Source organism: Pseudomonas sp. A-RE-19, assembly GCF_019956555.1.
Classification (GTDB): domain Bacteria; phylum Pseudomonadota; class Gammaproteobacteria; order Pseudomonadales; family Pseudomonadaceae; genus Aquipseudomonas.
The window spans coordinates 1-18532 of sequence record NZ_JAHBDQ010000041.1 but is presented as its reverse complement, the minus strand read 5'-3'; the positions used below and the strand labels follow the sequence as shown (position 1 = coordinate 18532).

The window sequence follows — 18532 nt, the reverse complement described above, 5'->3', positions numbered from 1 at the left end:
TGCCCGCCCTGTCAACCTTGTCCGCGAGCCGCAAAACGACGGCGTCGACGTGCTGCAACTCAGTGACATGCTGACCAACACCCTGCTCTCGGGGCTGCGTGTCAGAGTCCGCGCCATGGAAAGCCTTTTCGCCCTGCACCAGGGTGCTCAAGCCCAGCGCCCGGCGCACTGGCAACGTTGCCCGGAAAATATCGTGATCGCCAACGCCCAGCGAGGCCCTCAATCACTGCACGCCCAGCTCGTGGTGAATGAAGCGCACCCTTATTTCTTCGATCACCCTCTTGATCACATCCCCGGCATTTTATTGCTTGAGGGCGTGTTGCAACTGATTGAACTCGCCATGCCTCCACTGAGCGGGCGAGTCGCCTATGTCAAAACCCTGACTATCAAGTTCCAGCAATACGTACAAAAGCAGGGTGTGATTGATCTGCATCTGGAACAAGGCGAAGACCCACAGGTATTCAACGCGAAGGTCATGCAGGCCGGAAAGCTGATGTGCACCTGCATCCTCGGGATGGCCTACAGCTCGGCGTTCGAGACATCGCCCGCTGGCGAGTTCACGGCCACTCGCTGCCGCGACAAGGCCTTGCTGCACAAGGCCCGAGAAGAAAACGTCATCGTCAGTGACATGAGCGGCATCGCTCAAGGCTTGAGCGTGGACACACTCAAGCTGCCGGATGAGCACTTCTTCCAGGAGGGCGACCCCGAGCATTATTCGATGGTGTATTTCCTCGAAATTGCCCGTCAGTGCTACATGCAGATTGCCCACAGCCATCTGCGGATTCCACTCAACACCCCAATGAACCTGCTGGCCTTGAGTTTCACCCTGGATCGGCCAATCCCCAGGAACAGTCCCCTGTCATTGGCACCGCAAGCCGGTTTTGACGCACAGAATCAGCCGTTCAAAACCAACCGCATCTATATCGACCTGTTCAACCGGGGCGAAAAAATCGGTCAAGCCAGTATTACGGCTCAAGTGCTGAGCCAATCGGCGCCCGCGGCCTGAGGTATTGAATTGATCTCACTCTCCAGCATGACCGTGCCCCTCACAATCAAGGTGTCGCCGTGAACGATGTCAAAGTGCAAGTCATAGTCAAATCGCCGCCTTCTGAAATATGGAAGATCTGGAGCAATTTTTCAGAAGCGCCGTTATGGGATACGGACGTCAGCCATTGCGAACTCAATGGCCCGTTTCAAGCGGGAACGCGAGGCAAATGCATCCTCAAAAATGGCCTGAACATGCCGTTGAAACTGGAAGCGGTGATGATGCATGAAAGCTATCGCAACACGGCAAAACTGCTGTGGATCGACCTTGAGTTCGATCACCAGATGCGCAGGCTTTCGCCGAATGAAACCCATGTCATCCATAGCGCGAAGATCTCCGGCCCCTTAAGTTTTTTATACCGCGGGCTGCTACGCAAAATGCTGACCGCGGCAATGACCACCGCACTGGACAACCTGTGCGCGTTGGCTGAACAACGAGCGAATGTCATCAATACCCCAAGGCTCGAAAAACCTGGAACGCATTTGCACCACGTATGAAACATCCCGGGAGGGAGCGTGTTGAACGCTCCCTCCCGAACACGCTTCGCTTTCTCATCGATAACGGCACACTTCGGACCGAGCATGAACCTACTAAACAAACCTCAGTATCTCGTGATGGGCGTCATTGGCATGGGCCTTTTTGCCCCAGCGTCCAGTTCCGCCGACACGCTCGGCCCCTACATCAGTGTCATGGGCGGCCTGAACTGGGTGGCTGCGCAGGACCTTAACCAGAACAACCTCGATTTTGTCGAGATGGAATTCAACCAGCCGTTACACTCCGGCTTCGCCACCGGGCTGGCCTTGGGCTGGCGCTTTCCCATCGGGCTCAGACCTGAAGTGGAACTGAGCTACCGCAGAAACACCCTGACCCAGTTCAATCACCGGGTCTACGAAGGTGGTGGGAGCATCGACGGCAAAGGCGAAGAAGAAGCCACCAGCCTGATGGCCAACCTCTGGTATGACGTCTTGAACCTGCCAGCCCCTTTCAGTCGGTTCACCCCCTACATTGGCGGCGGCCTGGGCTACACCACCCTGTCGGTCAGTGGCCTGGAAGCCGGCGGCGTTCATTTCGGCGACACTCATCGCGACACCGTATCGGCCTATCAACTCGGCGCCGGGGTAGGTTATGAGCTCACCGATCAATGGTCCGTGTCCCTGGATTATCGATACCTCAAGACGCGCGATGCGCACTTCGGTGACATTCAAGGTCTGCCCCAAGGCGATGTGCGCACTAACTACAGCGCCCAGTCATTAATGCTCGGTCTGCATTACGGGTTCTAAGCGGCTAAACAGATCGGCGCCTTGCACGGGTAAGGCGCAATGCCAGTCAGTTAAGCAAGCAAACCGCTTTTCGTAGGAGCCAGGCTTGCCGGCGAAGGCGTCCTTAAGTGCGCTTTCGCCGGCAAGCCTGGCTCCTACAGGTCCGATTTGACTGGCATTGGGGCAAGGCGTCGCTCCGACAAGCCGGTGAACCGTTTCGGCGCAGGTCTCACCGGCTTCGATCATGGGGAAATCGGGTCGCTGGCCGGAAAGGTTTCCTCCAGCGCCTCGTCCAGCTGTGAATTACTGATGTTCCTTTCGCCGACCTTGCCAATATGCTCGCAATGGCAGGTTGGCGAAGGGCACGGTTCGGCGTTTGGATGCTGCAGCGCGCAAGCCTCGCTGCAATAGGCCTCGCCGTCATGATTGAAAATGCTGTTCGGATCGACTTCACACTGGCAGCCCGGACAACCACAGCGCAGCGTATTCATCATGGATCCTCCAGTTCGAGATGGCCCTGACTTTTCGATGACCCGATGAATCAGGTGCCGGAAATGGGGTGAATATCCAGCTTCATCCCGTCATATTTGGAAACCACCGAGCGGCCGCCAGTTCCGCCTGTTTTCGTCGCCTGGCACTTGCTGGATGCATCCCCTAATAAAAACCTGCTAAGTTGTACGACGACAGATGAGTCAGTTCAAAACTTTCTGTCGCCTCCATAACAACAAGGAAAACATCCATGAAAAAAATGAAATTGCTGATCGGTTTTTTGTTTCTCTTCAACGGCTATGTGATGGCAGCCCCGTCATCGGGCGAGAAGGATGTCGCCGCAGCGGTAGACCATCTGACCCAAGCCATGCTGAACAAGAACATTCCCCAACTGAATGCGCTCACCGCTGAAAACCTCACCTACGGCCATTCCAGCGGGAAAATCCAGGACAAGAAAGCATTCATCGCCGACATCGAAACAGGCAAAAGTGCTTTCAAGACCCTGGAGATGCAGGGGCAGACCATTACGCTCTCGGGTGATGTGGCCTTGGTCCGGCATCATTTTTCGGCACAAGCCATCAAGGGGGACGAGATCGTTCCCACGGAAATCGAGAACTTCCAGATCTGGCAGAAACAGAAAGGCAAATGGCTACTGGTAGGACGACAAGCGTTCCGCTTCTGATTTTTGTTTGGCAAGGCTGTCAATCAAGCGTTGGCAGCCCCAAAAGATCGCAGCCTTCGGCAGCTCGCCGACCGGGTACACCCGAGGAGTCGAGGTCGTACGAAAATCTAAACAGAAAGTTGTGCTCCAGGTAATGATCGTTCCCACGCTCTGCCTGGTGGCGTCGATGTGCATCGTCGTGCTGATCGTCAAACCGGCTCGCGAAGCGCTTAATCATCCTCATGCAATTTGATCCCGCGTTTATGCAGCAGGTACGGCACCAGCAACACCAACAGCGTCAGCCCCAGGACCGAAGCCGCAATGGGTTGCGTCACAAATACCGACCAGTCGCCCTGACTGATGGACAACGCGTTGCGCAGTTGTTTTTCCGCCATCGGCCCCAGCAGCATGCCGACGATTACCGGGGCGACGGGGAAATCGAAACGCCGCATCAACACCCCGGCCCAGCCGATGCCCAGCATCAGAAACAGGTCGAACGATGAGTGGCGCATGCCGTACACGCCGATGGTGGCGAACACCAGAATGCCGGCGTTCAGGTAAGGTCGCGGAATCTGCAAGAGTTTGACCCACAGGCCCACCAGCGGCAGATTCAACACCAGCAAAATGACGTTGCCGATGTACAGCGAGGCCACCAGCGTCCAGACCAGTTCGCCCGAGGTCTGGAACAGCAGCGGCCCCGGTTGCAGGTTGTAGTTCTGGAACGCGGCCAACAGAATCGCCGCCGTGGCGGAGGTCGGTATGCCCAGGGTCAGCAGCGGAACCAGAGAACCGGTCGCGCTGGCGTTGTTGGCCGCCTCGGGACCGGCGACCCCCTCAATGGCGCCCTCACCCTTGCTGCCCGCGAACTCTTTCGGGTACTTGCTGAGTTTGCGTTCGGTCGAATAGGACAGGAACGTCGGAATTTCCGCGCCACCGGCCGGAATCGAGCCGAATGGAAAACCGATCAAGGTGCCCCGTAGCCACGCGGGGATCGAGCGTTTCCAGTCGGCGCGGGTCATCCACAACGAGGTCAGGCGGTGTCGGTCGCCTATTTCTTCCTTTTGGTAGAGCACGCTGTACAAGGCCTCACCGACGGCAAACAAGCCGACCGCCACCAGCACCACTTCGATGCCATCGACCAGCTCCGGCACCCCCAACGTGTAGCGGGCAATGCCTGAGGTCGAGTCCAGGCCGATCAAGCCGATGGTCAATCCGATGCCCAATGAAGCAAAACCGCGCAACATCGATGCACCCAGCACCGCCGACACCGTGGTGAAGGCCAGTACCAGAATCGCAAAATACTCCGCCGGCCCGAACTTCAGCGCCAATGTGGCCACGAGGGGCGCGAACAGCGTCAGCAAAATCGTCGCAATGGTGCCGGCCACGAATGAACCGATAGCGGCCGTCGCCAATGCAGGGCCTGCGCGCCCGTTGCGGGCCATGAGGTTGCCTTCCAGGGCCGTGACCATGGAAGACGACTCCCCCGGGGTGTTGAGCAGGATCGAAGTGGTCGAGCCACCAAACTGAGCGCCGTAATAGATGCCGGCGAACATGATCAGCGCCCCGGTAGGATCGACTTTGGCGGTAATCGGCAGCAGCAAGGCCACCGTCAGCGCCGGCCCGATGCCCGGTAACACGCCAATCGCGGTGCCCAGAAAGCAGCCAATAAACCCCCACATCAGATTGATCGGTGCCAGCGCGCCACCAAAGCCGCTCGCCAGATTCGAGAGAATGTCCACCTTGTCGACCTCCTTCGGCCCGGATCAGATCCAGGCGTTGATCAGGGGCGGAAGGGAAACCCCTAGCCCGGCGGTGAAAAGCCAGTAAATCGGCAAGGTCAGGGCGATGCCGATGGCCAGGTCCCGCACCGGGCTGCGACTGCCAAAGCCCCGTGCCGAACAGGCAAACAGCAGTGCAGCCGCCAATACGAAGCCGATGTAGGAAATGAGCACGGTGACCCCCACCAGCCCCACCGTGACCCAGGTTGCGCCAAGCTTGCCGCCGGGCTGAGGCTGGGTGGTCTCATGGTCGTCGGGAAGGTTGCGAAAACCGCCGGTGAGCGCCTGATAGCACATCAACAGACCGACGGCGCCCAGAAACACCGCGACGGCATAGGGGTAGACGTAGGCCGCCATGATGACGAACCCCATCTCGGCAGGAAACCGCGAGGCGCCGAACGCCAATACCGCGCTGATGACGACAATACTGACGCCAATCGCCAACTGGGCGGGCATGACGCTCCAGCGCCCGGCCATCTCAAAGCAGCCCGACCTTGACCAGCATCGCGCGCAGGCGTCCGTGCTCTTCCTCGACGAATTTGCCGAAGTCATCCCCGGTCAGAATGCTCGGAGACCACGCATTGATTTTTACGTTTTCTTGCCAAACGGTGCTTTTGGTGGCGGTCAGGACAGCCTCGGTCAATTCCTTGCGCTGTTCAGGCGTGAGGTTCGCCGCGCCGTAAACACCACGCCAGTTGCCGATTGTCACGTCATAGCCACTTTCTTTGAGGGTCGGTGCGTCGATACCATCCACCCGGTTGGGCGCGCCGATGGCGAGTAAGCGGAACTGCTTGGACTGCACGTATTTGGCAAGCTCGGCGTAGCCGCCGGTGATCACCGTGATGTGGCCACCCAGCACCGCGGCGACGACTTCGCCACCACCCGCGAAGGCGACGTAATTCACCTTGTTGACGGGAATGTCCATTTTGCTCGCCAGTTCGGCGATGCCAATGTGATCGATCGACCCCTTGGAGCCACCGCCCCATTTGATACTGGACGGGTTGGCTTTGAAATCTTTGAGCAAGTCGTCGAGGGTTTTGTACGGAGAGTCGTCACGCACGGCAATCACGTTGTATTCGGTAAACAGCCGGGCGATCGGTGTCACGTCGGTCAAGGTGATTTGCGGTTTGTTCTGCTCGATGGCCGTCACCATGATCGCGCCGACCACGATCAAGGCATTGACGTCGCCCTTGGTGCCGTTGGCAAATTGCGCCAACCCCAGGGTGCCGCCAGCGCCGCCCTTGTTCTCGAAGGTGACGGCTTTTGCCGTTTTGGCCTCGACCATGGCTTTGCCCAGGACCCGTGCGGTCTGGTCATAACCACCACCGACCGAGCCCGGGGCCATGAACTTGACGGTGTCCAGGGCAAAAACAGGTGTGGCCAGCGCGGCGGCGGTAATGAAAGCGGCGAGGTTGCTGCTGAATCGACGGGCCAATGCAAACATGAGTCGTCTCCGGATAGCTGTTCTTGTTGTTTTCGATCAGGGCTGAATCTGTTCGTTGAACATATGTCTGGAGATAAGCGTAGGTCATGGTGGTATTTATTGGCGTCCTTTCATGGGCATGCCTGCTTCCTTTATCTCCCCCCATGAAAAAACAGCACATCGACTCAATATCTACGCCCGAATCTACGTAACCATGGCCCTCGCGAATCACCCCTCACTTAATCCGTAAGGACGTTCACCATGGCCATTGCAAAAGCAGCTCCCGGCAAAACCTTGCTGACCCCGACCGACCACACCCTGATCATGATCGATCACCAGTCGCAGATGTCGTTTGCGACCAAGTCCATTGATGCCGTCACCCTGCGCAACAACGCCGCCCTTGTCGCCAAGGCCGCAAGAGGCTTCAAGGTGTCGACCATCCTCACCACCGTCGCCGAGAAGAGTTTTTCCGGCCCGATTTTCGACGAAATCAAATCGGTATTCCCGGAACACAAGGTGATCGATCGCACCAGCATGAACACCTGGGAAGACGAGCGTATTGCCGTCGAAGTCAACGCTGCCGGCAAGCAGAAAATCGTTCTGGCCGGCCTGTGGACTTCCGTGTGCATTGTGGGCCCGGCCCTTTCGGCGATTGACCAGGGTTTCGAGGTCTACGTGATTGCCGATGCCTGTGGCGACGTCACCACCGAGGCGCATGAAATGGCCTTGCAGCGCATGATCCAGATCGGCGCCCGTCCCATGACATCACTGCAGTACTTGCTTGAACTGCAACGCGACTGGGCACGTACCGAGACTTACGACGAGACGGTGAAAACCTCCATCGCCAACGGTGGTGCCTATGGTCTGGGCCTGATCTACGCCAAGACCATGTTCAATTCCTCTGAAGGCCATTGAGAATAAACAGCGACTCTACGGAGTCGCTGTTTCAGGCGGGAGATTAATGGTGTTTTCTTTACAAACCCTCCCGCGCATTTCCGGTCGGAAGGACGTACCCTGGGCGTCCTTCTGGCTCTGCGTGTTTTTTGCCGGAACAGCCCTGGCGGATGAGGCACCGGGAACCGCGCAAGGATTTCTCGAGGGCGCGAAGCTTGAAGTGCTCAGTCGAAATTTCTTCCTCAACAGCGACTACCGTTCACCCTCGCCTTCGGGCAAGAACTACAAACAAGAGTGGGCTCAAGGCTTTATCGGTTCTTTTGAATCCGGATTCACCCCCGGCACGCTAGGTTTCGGCGTCGACAGCCACGCCTTTACGGGGCTGAAGCTCGACGGCGGCAAAGGGCATTCGGGGACGGGGTTACTGCCACTGGACAGTGACGGTCGTAGCGAAAGCGACTATTCCAGTGCCGGCGGCGCGCTGAAGATCAGGGCCTCCCGAACCACCCTGGCCTTCGGTGAAATGACCGTCGAAACCCCGGTGTTCGACACCGCCGACAAACGCCTGCAACCGGAGTACGCCACGGGTTTTCTGTTGAACAGCAACGAAATCGACGACGTGAATTTGGTGGCCGGTCATTTCACGGCGTTCAAGAATCAAGACAACACGTCGAGCAAGGGTAACTTTTACGGCTATGGTGCCAACACCGAGGCCGGTGGCATCACGCTTCTGGGCGCCGACCTGTTCACCCACAGTCCTGTCGGCGGCGCCCTGTATGCCTCCGAACTGAGCGACACCTGGCGCCAGTACTACGGCAATCTGCACCTGAAACAGTCCCGATTGTTCCTCGACGCCAATCTGTATCGCACGCAAGACACCGGCAAGGCGCTGGCTGGCGCCATCGACAACACCGCCTACAGCCTCTCGGGCAAATACACCGTTGATGCTCATGCCTTCACCCTGGCCTGGCAACGAATCAATGGCGACACACCGTTCGACTTCGTCGGTGGTGACTCCATTTACCTGGCCAACTCGATCAAGTACGCCGACTTCAACGGCGCCCACGAACGCTCCTGGCAGGCACGCTACGACCTCGACCTCGGCGCTTATGGAATCCCCGGCCTGAGCTTCATGACGCGTTATGTCAGGGGCAGCGACATCGACGGCACCCATGCGCCCAAGGGTGGGGCCTACAACCCGTTCGACCCGACCGTCGGTGAGTACGTGCCTCAACAAGGTGATGGCGGGCGGCATTGGGAGCGCGACATAGACGTGCGCTACATCGTGCAATCAGGCGCCGCCAAGGGTCTGTCGATGCAACTGTCCCATGTGTCTCACCGAGCCAACAGCGCCCAGGCGGGCGATGACATCGACAGGGTTTACGTTGTCATCCAGTATCCGCTGACCTTCGGGCACCTATGATCAGCGCCACGTTGGAAATGGCGGAAGGCAGCCGGAGTCGAACCTGCCCGGGAACGGATGCCGTCCCCAACCGGGTTTGAAGCCCGGCCGCGCCACCGGGCGCGATTGCCTTCCTTGAACTCAGTTTTCTGTGCGTTGCGCCAGCGCGTTGTCGAGCCGGAGGTGGCGCCGGTCGCCAAAGCGTCGCGTCAGGCCGATGCGGTCGAAGTATTCAAGAATCTGAATGCTGCGCTTGCGCCCCAGGCCCACGGCATCGCGAAATGCGGTGACCTGAATCACCGGGTTATCGCTGGCCAGTTGCACCAGCATAGCCGCCAATCGGCGCAGCAGCGTGTCGGTGTAAAACAGGTCGCGGACCACTTGATGCACCCACCCCAGCCGCGCCATCTTGCGCAGCAGCAGGCGCACGATCGCCTCTTGATGGCCCGTCGCTTTAGCCAGATCACGTACCCACGGTGGATCGAAGCCTGCTTGTTCGAACAGTGGCTGTAGCTGCTGCCACAGGGTTTCGTCGTCTTCGCTCAAACGCACTTGATGATCGGGCAAATGCAGCCAGGGACCGCTGGCGACGATCGCACCGCTGGCCAGTAATTCATCGAGCAGGCTGATAAAGGTCGGCCGGTCCAGCGCGGTGCCAGCGAAGCGACGCAGGCGATCCCTGTCCGGTCCCATTTGATCCGGTTCGAGTTGATGAAAGCGGGCGAGGTGTTCCAACAGCGGACCTTTCAGGGCTTCCCAGCGTACCGCGCTGAACAGCAACGGCCCCTGGCGCGTATCGATCAAACGTACGTCATCGGGCAACAACCACGTCGTGCGCGGACGATTGAACTGGCGCTCCAGGCGCTGCGGGTCGAGCCCGGTGTCGCTGTTGGCCAGCAGCACCGGAAGTGCTTCTTCCAGACTGTTCGTGGTGGCCAGCGCCTGTAGCTGCGCCAATCGTTCGGGGCTGCGGCGGTGTCGCGCCGGGGCGAACGGGTCGAGCACCCGGCCTCCGCCGAGGGTACGTTGGGCGCTTTGGTCGCGCAGGATCAAACGGTCGCCCTTCACCGCCAGCACCGGCGCGTTCACCAGCAGCTGCGCGAACATCTGCTCACCCGGTGCCAGGCTGCTGCCCTCCAGCAAAGCCACTCGCCCGGTCACGTCCTGAGTGCCGAGATGTACGTGCACGGGCTGAAAGTGCTCGAAGCTTCGCGCCTCGCTGGCCAACAAGGTCATCTCGATATCCAGACGCTGGGTCGGCGCACTCAGCCATTCGGCCAACAGCCAGTGACCCCGGTGAATCTGCTCCAGCGCCAGACGGTCGGCACTCAGGTTCAGCGCGACTCGCTGCCCGGCCGTTGCGCTGTCAGCCACTTGATTCTGTGCATGCAGGCCTCGCACCCGCACCGGTTTGCCCAGCGGGCTCAACATCAGCGTATCGCCCACGGCCACCTGGCCGGACAACGCCGTGCCGGTCACCACGATCCCGGCGCCGGCGACGCTGAAGGCACGATCAATCGCCAGGCGAAAACCGCCACGGGGACTGCGTTGAAGGACTTCATGTTGCGCATCCAGCAAGGCCTGACGCAGTGTCTCGATACCCTCGCCGGTCACACTCGACAGCGCAATTTGCGGCGCATCGGCATAAGGGCCGGGGGCGAGCAATGCGTCGATCTGTTCCCGGACGACTTGCACACGAGCAGGATCGACCCGGTCGCATTTGGTGATCGCAATCAGTGCCCGAGGGATGCCCAGCAACTCGACAATCGCCAAATGTTCGCGAGTCTGAGGCATGACACCGTCATCGGCCGCCACCACCAACAACACCAGATCAATGCCCTGAGCCCCGGCCAGCATGTTGTGGGTGAAGCGTTCATGGCCGGGCACGTCGATAAAACCGGTCAGGGCGGCGCCCGGTTCCAGTGCGGCGTAGATGTAGCCCAGGTCGATGGTCATGCCCCGTTCACGTTCTTCCCGACGACGGTCACCGGCCTGGCCGGTCAATGCCTGGAGCAAGGAGGTCTTGCCGTGATCGATGTGCCCCGCGGTGCCGACAATCACCCGTGCGCACCCTCCTCCTGCAGTTGATCGAGTTGCGCCAGCCACGCAGCTTCGTCGTCCAGCTGACGCAGGTCCAGCCAAAGTGCATCGCCGTCGATGCGACCGAGCACGGGAATCGGCAGCTGACGAAACGCCGCCTCCAGCCCCAGCAATCGTCGCCCGCGCAGACGTTTGGAAACGTTGGGCCGCAGGCATAACGCAGCGCTAGGTAAGCGAGCCACCGGTTGGCTGCCGCTGCCGATCATGCCCAGCGCCGGCACCGCGCTGACGCTCCAGCCATCACCCACTGTCTGTGCCAGTGACGGTTGCAGGCGTTGGGCCTGGGCGAGGATGTCGGCTTGGGGTCGGGTCAGCAGGCGCAGACTCGGCAGGCGTTCGGCCAACCGGTCGGGATCGCGGTACAGCGCCAACACGGCTTCGAGGGCGGCCAGGGTCAGTTTGTCGACCCGCAGTGCACGCTTGAGTGGGTTCTTCTTGATCTTCGCGATCAGGTCTTTGCGGCCGACTATCAACCCGGCCTGGGGACCGCCGAGCAGTTTGTCGCCACTGAAAGTAACGATGTCCGCACCATCGAGCAGCGCCTGACGCACCGTCGGTTCGGCGGGCAAGCCCCAGCGAGTCAAATCCAGCAGGCTGCCACTGCCCAGGTCTTCGAGCAGTGGCAGCCCGTAGCGGTGAGCCAGCTCTGCCAATTCAGCCGTCGGCACCCGGGCGGTGAAGCCTTCAATGGAGTAATTGCTCGCGTGTACACGCATCAGCAGACCACTGCGCGGGCCGATGGCCGCCTCGTAATCGCGGGCATGGGTGCGGTTGGTGGTGCCCACTTCGTGCAGCCGCACCCCGGCGCGGGCCATGATATCGGGAATGCGGAAAGCGCCACCTATTTCGATCAGTTCACCACGGGAAATGATGCCTTCCTTGCGCGCGCCCAGGCTGTTGAGGGCGAGCAACACGGCGGCGGCGTTATTGTTGACCACCGTCACGGCTTCGGCACCGGTGAGTTCGCGGATCAGGCCTTCGATCAGGTCGTCCCGGTCGCCGCGCTTGCCGCTGTGCAGGTCGAATTCCAGATTGAGTGGATAGCGAGCGGCCAGTTGCACCGCTTCAATGGCTTCTTCCGGCAACAACGCGCGGCCGAGGTTGGTGTGCAGCACCGTGCCGGTGAGATTGAATACCCGGCGGACCTGGCTGCGATGCCGGATCGCCAAACGCTCGCCTACCCTGCCCGCCAACACGTCGGGGGCGATTTCAACGGCATTGAGTTTCCCCTTGAGCACCGGTTCGCGCAGATCATCGAGCAGTTGCCGCAGGCCGGCCAGCAGCGCGTCCCGCCCGTAACGCTCAGCCAGCGCCTGGCAGGCGGGATGGCGCAGCAAACTGTCGATGGAGGGTAGCCGCAAGGCTTGGCTGGCGGAGGGTGCAGACATCAGAGGCTCCCGGAAGCGATTGACCGTCGCGTCTGAGTGTAGCCGCTGGGCTCACTGCTCAAAGGGATAAGCTCAGTCGTCTCTCCCTCGCTCCGGTCCTGCGCCGTGGGTCTCTCGATGGGGGGTGCACCGTAAAAGCGAGGGGGCCTATCGGCCTGTCCCTGTAGGAGCTGTCGAGCGAAGCGAGGCTGCGATCTTTTGATCTTGCCGTGGCTTTGGCTTTTGATCTGCCTACCCGGTCCCATAGGCCGAACGCAGGCGCCGCGCAGGGGGCTACCTTCGCGCGCAAGCCAGCTCCCACAGCAACGGCAACATCAAAAGATCGCAGCCTCGCTTCGCTCGACAGCTCCTACAGGGTAATGCGTGTGCAGTGAATCTGTGTAACCCCAAAGACATGTAGAAACCTATGCTCCAGGTGCCAACATCAAATTGGGCGATAGGCGCTGGTAGCCCTCCTCCTCCAGGCGCATATCCAACATAAGGCTGGACAGGTCCGCCGAGAGCGCTTCGGCTTCGGCGTCGTTTTCCAGGTAGATCAGTTTCAGGTAGCTGTTGCAGCCGGGGCAGACTTCCGCTCGCAGCGGTGCCTGATTGGCAGCATGACGGTCATCCTCGAAGCTGACGTATTCAAGCCCCTTGCTCTGTTCGCAATACACGCACTTGACCCGCACCACATGCCATTCACAGGCGCACAACGAGCACACCAGATAACGCAAACCGTTGTATTTGCCACGATGACGAATCACCCCGGCCATCGCCGGCGAACCGCAGGCCGGGCATTGGCTGAGGCTGTCGCCGCGCTGGAGTTCAAGGTTGGGTGAGCTCAACAGCCAATGGCTCCAGGCCGCTTGCAGCGCTGCACCGAGAAACGGCACCAGTTCTGCCGGCAGCATTGAATACTGGCCGCTAACCAAAGCAATCGCCCATGCCTTGAGCAGACCTGGGTTGGCACTGCGCAAAGTCGCCAAGGCGTTTTCTACCGCAGCGTGCGGCGGTGGCTGATAGCGTTGCAACAAGGCTTCGAGAAAGGGCAGCCAAACCTTTTCGCGCACCAGGCTATCGGCAGCGAACGGAGGCAAGCCATGTTCCACGCACACCCGAAGACGTTCGGAATCGGGCATGGCGGCCACGGGCGGATCGTCCATCAGGTGCTGTTGAACGTGGCACAGCCCCGCGATCAATCGCAGATAGTCCGCCATGGGATGCCCGCCGGCCAGGCGTTCCAGGCGCAGCGCGCGCAAGGTGAACAGGTTCTTCGGCGGCAGGTACAGAAACGGCGGTGAACTCGCCGCCGCTTCTATCTGCCCAGGCTCGAGGATCGTCGCCACAGGGTCATCCTTTTTTGCTGATCGGTCGCTCAGGTGTCTCGTCACCGGTCACTTCCCGGTACCAGAGCTCATGGTGTTTTCTCGCCCAGGCGCGGCTGACTCTGCCACGCACCATGGCGTGGACCGAGCCGCGAATCCAGATACCCGCATAGATGTGGACGATGATGCTCAGCACCAGAATGAAACCCGCCAGCGCATGCAGCAGCATCGCCCAGCGAATGCTGGTGATGCCGAAGTACGCGCTGAACCAGGCACGCCAGATCACCAACCCGCTGAACAGCAGCACCAGCATGCAAATCAGCAACACCCAGAACAGTAGCTTCTGCCCCGGGTTGTATTTGCCGATTGGCGGCACGCCCTCCTCCTCGTTACGCATGACAGTCCCGACACGCTTGAGCCACAAACGGTCGTTGGCGATGAAGTAATTCGCCCGCCAGAAACTGAACACCAGGCCGAGGAACAGCACAAACATCGTCACGCCCAGGTACGGATGCAGAATGCGCGTCCAGGAACCGCCGCCAAACAGATTGCTGAGCCAGAACAACCCCGGATGGAACAAGGCCAGCCCCGACAGCGCGGCCATGAAAAACACAATCGACACCAACCAGTGGTTGGTGCGCTGGTTGGAGGTGTAGCGCAGGATCGGTTTGTCGTTCATGGCCTGTCCTCCCCGCCGGGTTTCGTCGGATCAAAGGTGTGCACCGATGGATCGAATTCATGCACGGCAGGGTCGATGGTGGTCGGATGCTCGTCCTCCTCGACCAGTTGTGGGCCGACGCGCACGTAATGGAAGAACCCGGCCAGCACCGCCGCGCCCATGGCCAGCAACGCCAGGGGTTTGCTCAGGCCTTTCCACAGGTCCACCAGTGGACTGATCGCCGGGTGATCCGGCAAACCGGCATACAACCTGGGCGTGTCGGCATGGTGCAGCACATACATGACGTGGGTGCCGCCAACGCCTGCGGGGTCATACAAACCGGCGTTTTCGAAACCGCGACTCTTGAGGTCGACGATACGTTCGGCGGCGTGTTCTTTCATGTCTTCCTTGGTGCCGAAAACGATGGCGCCGGTCGGGCAGGTTTTCACGCAGGCCGGTTCCAGCCCCACCGCCACCCGGTCCGAACACAGCGTGCATTTATAGGCCTTGTGGTCCTTTTGCGAGATGCGCGGAATGTTGAACGGGCACCCGGTGATGCAATACCCGCAGCCGATGCAATGGTCCTGATCGAAATCGACGATGCCGTTGGCGTGCTTGATGATCGCGCCAGGGCTCGGGCACGCCGCCAGGCAGCCGGGCTCGGCGCAGTGCATGCAGCCGTCCTTGCGAATCAGCCATTCCAGGTTGCCGGCGTCGGTTTCATGCTCGGTGAAGCGCATCAAGGTCCAGGTGTCCGCGCTCAGGTCATGCGGGTTGTCGTAGGTGCCAAGGTTGTGACCGACATCGTCACGCAGCTCGTTCCATTCCGAGCAGGCGACCTGGCAGGCCTTGCAGCCTATGCACTTGGTGGTGTCGATCAGCTTTGCCACTTCCTCTTGCGTGCGCACCGAGGGCGGCATGGTGGTGGTGGCCGAACGGGCGATGATGTCTTGGCTGGCCATTTAGACTTTCTCCACGTTGACCAGGAATGACTTGGATTCCGGGGTCTGTGTGTTGCCATCGCCGAGGAACGGCACCAGGGTGTTGGTCAGGTAACCGTGACGGGTGGCGCCGGTGAAACCCCAATGCAACGGGATACCGATCTGGTGCACCACTTGGTTATTGACTTGCAGCGGACGAATCCGCTTGGTCACCACCGCCACCGCTTCAATGTGCCCGCGCTTGGAACTGACCCGAACCCGGTCACCGGCAGCTATGCCCTTCTCCTTGGCCAGCACTTCGCCGATCTCGACGAACTGCTCGGGCTGGGTCACGGCATTGATCGGGCAATGCTTGGTCCAGAAGTGGAAGTGCTCGGTCAGCCGGTAGCTGGTCGCCGCATAAGGGAAGTCCTTGGCCTGCCCGAGGGTTTCCCAGACTGAATCGAAGATCCGCCCGGCCGGGTTGCTGGTCGCCTGCTTGTTGTTGGGGTGCATCGGGTTGATGCCGATGGGCGTCTCGAACGGTTCATAGTGTTCCGGGAACGGCCCTTCGTTCATCTTGTCGAGGGCAAAGAAACGCGCCACGCCTTCGGGGTTCATGATGAAAGGGTTGATGCCCGCTTCCGGTGGCGCATCGACCTTGTAGTCGGGCACGTCGGTGCCGGTCCAGGCTTTGCCGTTCCACCACACCAGGCGTTTGTTCGCGTCCCACGGTTTGCCTTGAGGGTCGCTGGAGGCGCGGTTGTAGAGAATCCGCCGGTTCATCGGCCAGGCCCAGGCCCAGCCCAGGTTCTGCTTCATACCGAAAGGATCGCTGTTGTCACGCCGGGCCATGTTGTTGCCCTGCTCGGTCCAGCTGCCGCAGAAAATCCAGCAACCGGACGCCGTGCTGCCGTCGTCCTTGAGTTGGCCGAAACCGGACAGTTGCTGACCGGCCTTGACCACCGCGCCCGAAGCGTCGGTGACATCGGCGATGGCGTAACCGTTGAATTCCCGGGCCAGCTCTTCCGGCGTCGGGTCATCCGGTACCTTGTAGGGCCAGTCGAGCTTGAGGATCGGCTCGGCCCAGGCACCGCCACTGGCCTGGTAACGCTTGCGCAGACGCAGGAACAGCTCGGCCATGATCTTGATGTCTGTGCGCGCCTGTCCCGGGCCATCGGCGCCCTTCCAGTGCCATTGCAGCCAGCGACCGCTGTTGACCAGCGAACCGTTTTCTTCGGCGAAACAGGTGGTGGGCAGACGAATGACTTCGGTCTGGATGTTAGCGGTTTCCACATCGTTGTAAGGCCCGACGTTGCGCCAGAACTCCGAAGTCTCGGTGGCCAGTGGGTCCATCACCACCAGCCACTTGAGTTTGGCCAACGCCTTCATCACACGGTTCTTGTCCGGCAAGGCGGCGATCGGGTTGAAGCCCTGGCACATGTAGCCATTGACCTGGCCCTTGCCCATCATGTCGAACATTTTCAGGATGTCGTAGCCGGGGATGTCCAGCTTGGGCAGCCAGTCGTAGCCCCAATGGTTGTCTGCGGTGGCATTGGCGCCATACCAGGCTTTCATCAGGCTGACGTGGAACTTGCCGTAGTTCTGCCAGTAAGACATCTGCCCGGGACGCAGCGGCTTGAGTGCGCGCTTGGCGATGTAAGCGTTGTAATCCTGCTCGGCATCGGCCGGCAGGGTCAGGTAACCGGGCAACAGGTTGGACAGCAAGCCCAGGTCGGTCAGGCCCTGAATGTTGGAGTGCCCACGCAAGGCGTTGACGCCCCCGCCCGGCATGCCGACGTTGCCCAGCAGCAGTTGCACCATGGCCGCGCTGCGGATCATCTGCGAGCCGGTCGAATGCTGGGTCCAGCCCAGCGCGTAGAGAATCGTCATGGTTTTGCCCGGTTGCGAGCAGGTGGCGATCTCCTCCCAGATTTTCTTCATTGCGTCCACGGGCATGCCGCAGACCTGACTGGCCAGCTCCAGGGTGTAGCGGCTGTAATGCTGCTTCATTAATTGGTAGACGCAGCGTGGGTCTTGCAAGGTCGGGTCGACTTTGGCGAAACCGTCCTCGCCGATTTCGTAGCCCCAGCCGGACTTGTCGGTGTAGCTGCGCTTGTTCGCGTCATACCCGCTGAACAGCCCGTCCTCGAAACCGTAGCTGGCCTTGACGATGAACGACACGTCCGTATAGGCCCGCACGTATTCGTGCTGGATCTTGTCTTCGGTCAGCAGGTAGTTGATCAGCCCGCCCATGAAGGCAATGTCGGTGCCGGTGCGGATCGGCGCGTAATAGTCGGCTACCGAGGCCGTACGGGTGAATCGCGGGTCGACCACAATCAGCCGCGCCTTGTTGTGGGCTTTGGCTTCGGTGACCCATTTGAAGCCGCACGGGTGCGCTTCGGCGGCATTGCCACCCATCACCAGAACCAGATTCGCGTTGGCGATATCGGTCCAGTGGTTGGTCATGGCACCACGGCCATACGTCGGGGCAAGACTTGCCACCGTCGGGCCATGTCAGACACGTGCCTGGTTATCGAACCCCAGCATGCCGAGACTGCGAATCACCTTGTGGGTGATGTACCCCGCTTCGTTGGACGACGCCGACGCCGCGAGGAAACCGGTGGTCAGCCAGCGGTTCACCGTTTGCCCCTGGGCGTTCTTCTCGATGAAGTTGGCGTCGCGGTCGGCCTTCATCAGGTCGGCGATGCGATCCAGCGCTTCATCCCAGGAGATTCGCGTCCACTCCTTGGTGCCGGGCTTGCGCACCTGCGGGTACTGGAGACGGCTGGGGCTGTGAATGAAGTCGAGCAGGCCTGCGCCTTTGGGGCAGAGGGTGCCGCGATTGACCGGGTGGTCGGCATCGCCTTCGATGTGGATGATGCTCTGGGCGACATTCTTCGCGTTGTCGCCCTGGCTGTACATGATCAAGCCGCAACCGACCGAGCAGTACGGGCAGGTGTTGCGGGTTTCATGGGTATGGGCGAGTTTGAAATGACGCACTTGTTCGGCGAAAGCTGGCGTCGGGGCCATGCCCAGCGCGCCGAGGCTTGAGCCCGCAAGGCCGAGTCCTGCGACCTTGAAGAACTGACGACGGTTGAGGTCCATCGTGCACTCCTGATCAGGTGGAAACCCGGTACGTTTGCCAGTCATGTAGGAGCGAGGCTTGCCCGCGAAGGCGGCGTGTCAGACGACATCAATATTGATT

At 60.3% G+C, this 18532-nt stretch carries 16 protein-coding genes and 1 tRNA gene; 6 read left to right on the top strand and 11 right to left on the bottom strand.

The features are described 5' to 3' along the window. The 3 genes from KGB14_RS21490 to KGB14_RS21480 all read left to right on the top strand — a co-directional run. On the top strand, nt 1-1006 hold a 1006-nt coding region (locus KGB14_RS21490), incomplete at its 5' end, for an AfsA-related hotdog domain-containing protein (RefSeq protein ID WP_317851043.1). A 59-nt stretch (nt 1007-1065) separates the two neighbouring features. Next, nucleotides 1066-1542: an SRPBCC family protein gene (locus tag KGB14_RS21485; RefSeq protein WP_223488700.1), complete on the top strand. Its 477-nt coding sequence runs from the start codon at nt 1066-1068 to the stop codon at nt 1540-1542. Between the two features lie 84 nt (nt 1543-1626). Beyond that, entirely contained in the window at nt 1627-2325 is a 699-nt protein-coding gene (locus KGB14_RS21480) for an outer membrane protein (RefSeq protein WP_223488699.1), read from the top strand. Between the two features lie 221 nt (nt 2326-2546). On the opposite strand, the gene KGB14_RS21475 is transcribed toward KGB14_RS21480, so the two are convergent. After that, complete coding sequence (locus KGB14_RS21475) at nt 2547-2795, bottom strand: metallothionein (RefSeq protein WP_223488701.1); 249 nt, start codon at nt 2793-2795, stop codon at nt 2547-2549. Between the two features lie 248 nt (nt 2796-3043). Between KGB14_RS21475 and KGB14_RS21470 the strand changes: the two genes are divergently transcribed. Beyond that, a complete protein-coding gene (locus KGB14_RS21470) occupies nt 3044-3475 on the top strand; it encodes a nuclear transport factor 2 family protein (protein WP_223488698.1) in 432 nt (143 codons plus the stop codon). A gap of 209 nt (nt 3476-3684) precedes the next feature. On the opposite strand, the gene KGB14_RS21465 is transcribed toward KGB14_RS21470, so the two are convergent. Genes KGB14_RS21465 through KGB14_RS21455 form a run of 3 tightly spaced genes read right to left on the bottom strand, consistent with a single transcriptional unit; the run spans nt 3685 to nt 6676 of the window. Then, nucleotides 3685-5193 carry a tripartite tricarboxylate transporter permease gene (locus KGB14_RS21465; RefSeq protein ID WP_223488697.1) on the bottom strand — a complete coding sequence of 503 codons (1509 nt, stop codon included), beginning with the start codon at nt 5191-5193 and terminating at the stop codon, nt 3685-3687. Between the two features lie 24 nt (nt 5194-5217). Further along, a complete protein-coding gene (locus KGB14_RS21460; RefSeq protein WP_223488696.1) occupies nt 5218-5709 on the bottom strand; it encodes a tripartite tricarboxylate transporter TctB family protein in 492 nt (163 codons plus the stop codon). A 1-nt stretch (nt 5710) separates the two neighbouring features. Next, nucleotides 5711-6676, bottom strand: coding sequence for a tripartite tricarboxylate transporter substrate binding protein (locus KGB14_RS21455; RefSeq protein ID WP_223488695.1), 966 nt, complete (start codon nt 6674-6676; stop codon nt 5711-5713). Between the two features lie 240 nt (nt 6677-6916). Here KGB14_RS21455 and KGB14_RS21450 point away from each other — a divergent pair, with 240 nt between their 5' ends. Next, a complete protein-coding gene (locus KGB14_RS21450; RefSeq protein WP_223488694.1) occupies nt 6917-7570 on the top strand; it encodes a hydrolase in 654 nt (217 codons plus the stop codon). Nucleotides 7571-7616: 46 nt separating this feature from the next. Further along, nucleotides 7617-8972 carry an OprD family porin gene (locus KGB14_RS21445; protein ID WP_223488693.1) on the top strand — a complete coding sequence of 452 codons (1356 nt, stop codon included), beginning with the start codon at nt 7617-7619 and terminating at the stop codon, nt 8970-8972. Nucleotides 8973-8990: 18 nt separating this feature from the next. On the opposite strand, the gene KGB14_RS21440 is transcribed toward KGB14_RS21445, so the two are convergent. From KGB14_RS21440 to fdnG, 7 genes are all read right to left on the bottom strand, one after another. Then, nucleotides 8991-9086, bottom strand: a tRNA-Sec gene (locus KGB14_RS21440). A gap of 6 nt (nt 9087-9092) precedes the next feature. After that, a complete protein-coding gene (selB, locus tag KGB14_RS21435) occupies nt 9093-11012 on the bottom strand; it encodes a selenocysteine-specific translation elongation factor (protein WP_223488692.1) in 1920 nt (639 codons plus the stop codon). Next, on the bottom strand, nt 11009-12439 hold the full coding sequence (selA, locus tag KGB14_RS21430) for an L-seryl-tRNA(Sec) selenium transferase (protein ID WP_223488691.1): 1431 nt from the start codon (nt 12437-12439) through the stop codon (nt 11009-11011). Before selA ends, selB begins: the two co-directional genes overlap by 4 nt. Nucleotides 12440-12843: 404 nt before the next feature. Next, nucleotides 12844-13767: a formate dehydrogenase accessory protein FdhE gene (gene fdhE, locus KGB14_RS21425; RefSeq protein ID WP_223488690.1), complete on the bottom strand. Its 924-nt coding sequence runs from the start codon at nt 13765-13767 to the stop codon at nt 12844-12846. Between the two features lie 4 nt (nt 13768-13771). Beyond that, the gene (locus KGB14_RS21420; RefSeq protein ID WP_223488689.1) at nt 13772-14425 is read right to left on the bottom strand and encodes a formate dehydrogenase subunit gamma; all 654 of its coding nucleotides are present in this window, start codon (nt 14423-14425) and stop codon (nt 13772-13774) included. Beyond that, nucleotides 14422-15366 (bottom strand): formate dehydrogenase subunit beta, encoded by a 945-nt coding sequence (gene fdxH, locus KGB14_RS21415; RefSeq protein ID WP_223488688.1) that lies wholly within the window; start codon nt 15364-15366, stop codon nt 14422-14424. The genes KGB14_RS21420 and fdxH overlap by 4 nt, the downstream gene beginning before the upstream one ends. Next, on the bottom strand, nt 15367-18432 hold the full coding sequence (gene fdnG, locus KGB14_RS21410; RefSeq protein WP_223488687.1) for a formate dehydrogenase-N subunit alpha: 3066 nt from the start codon (nt 18430-18432) through the stop codon (nt 15367-15369). Nucleotides 18433-18532: the final 100 nt, after the last annotated feature.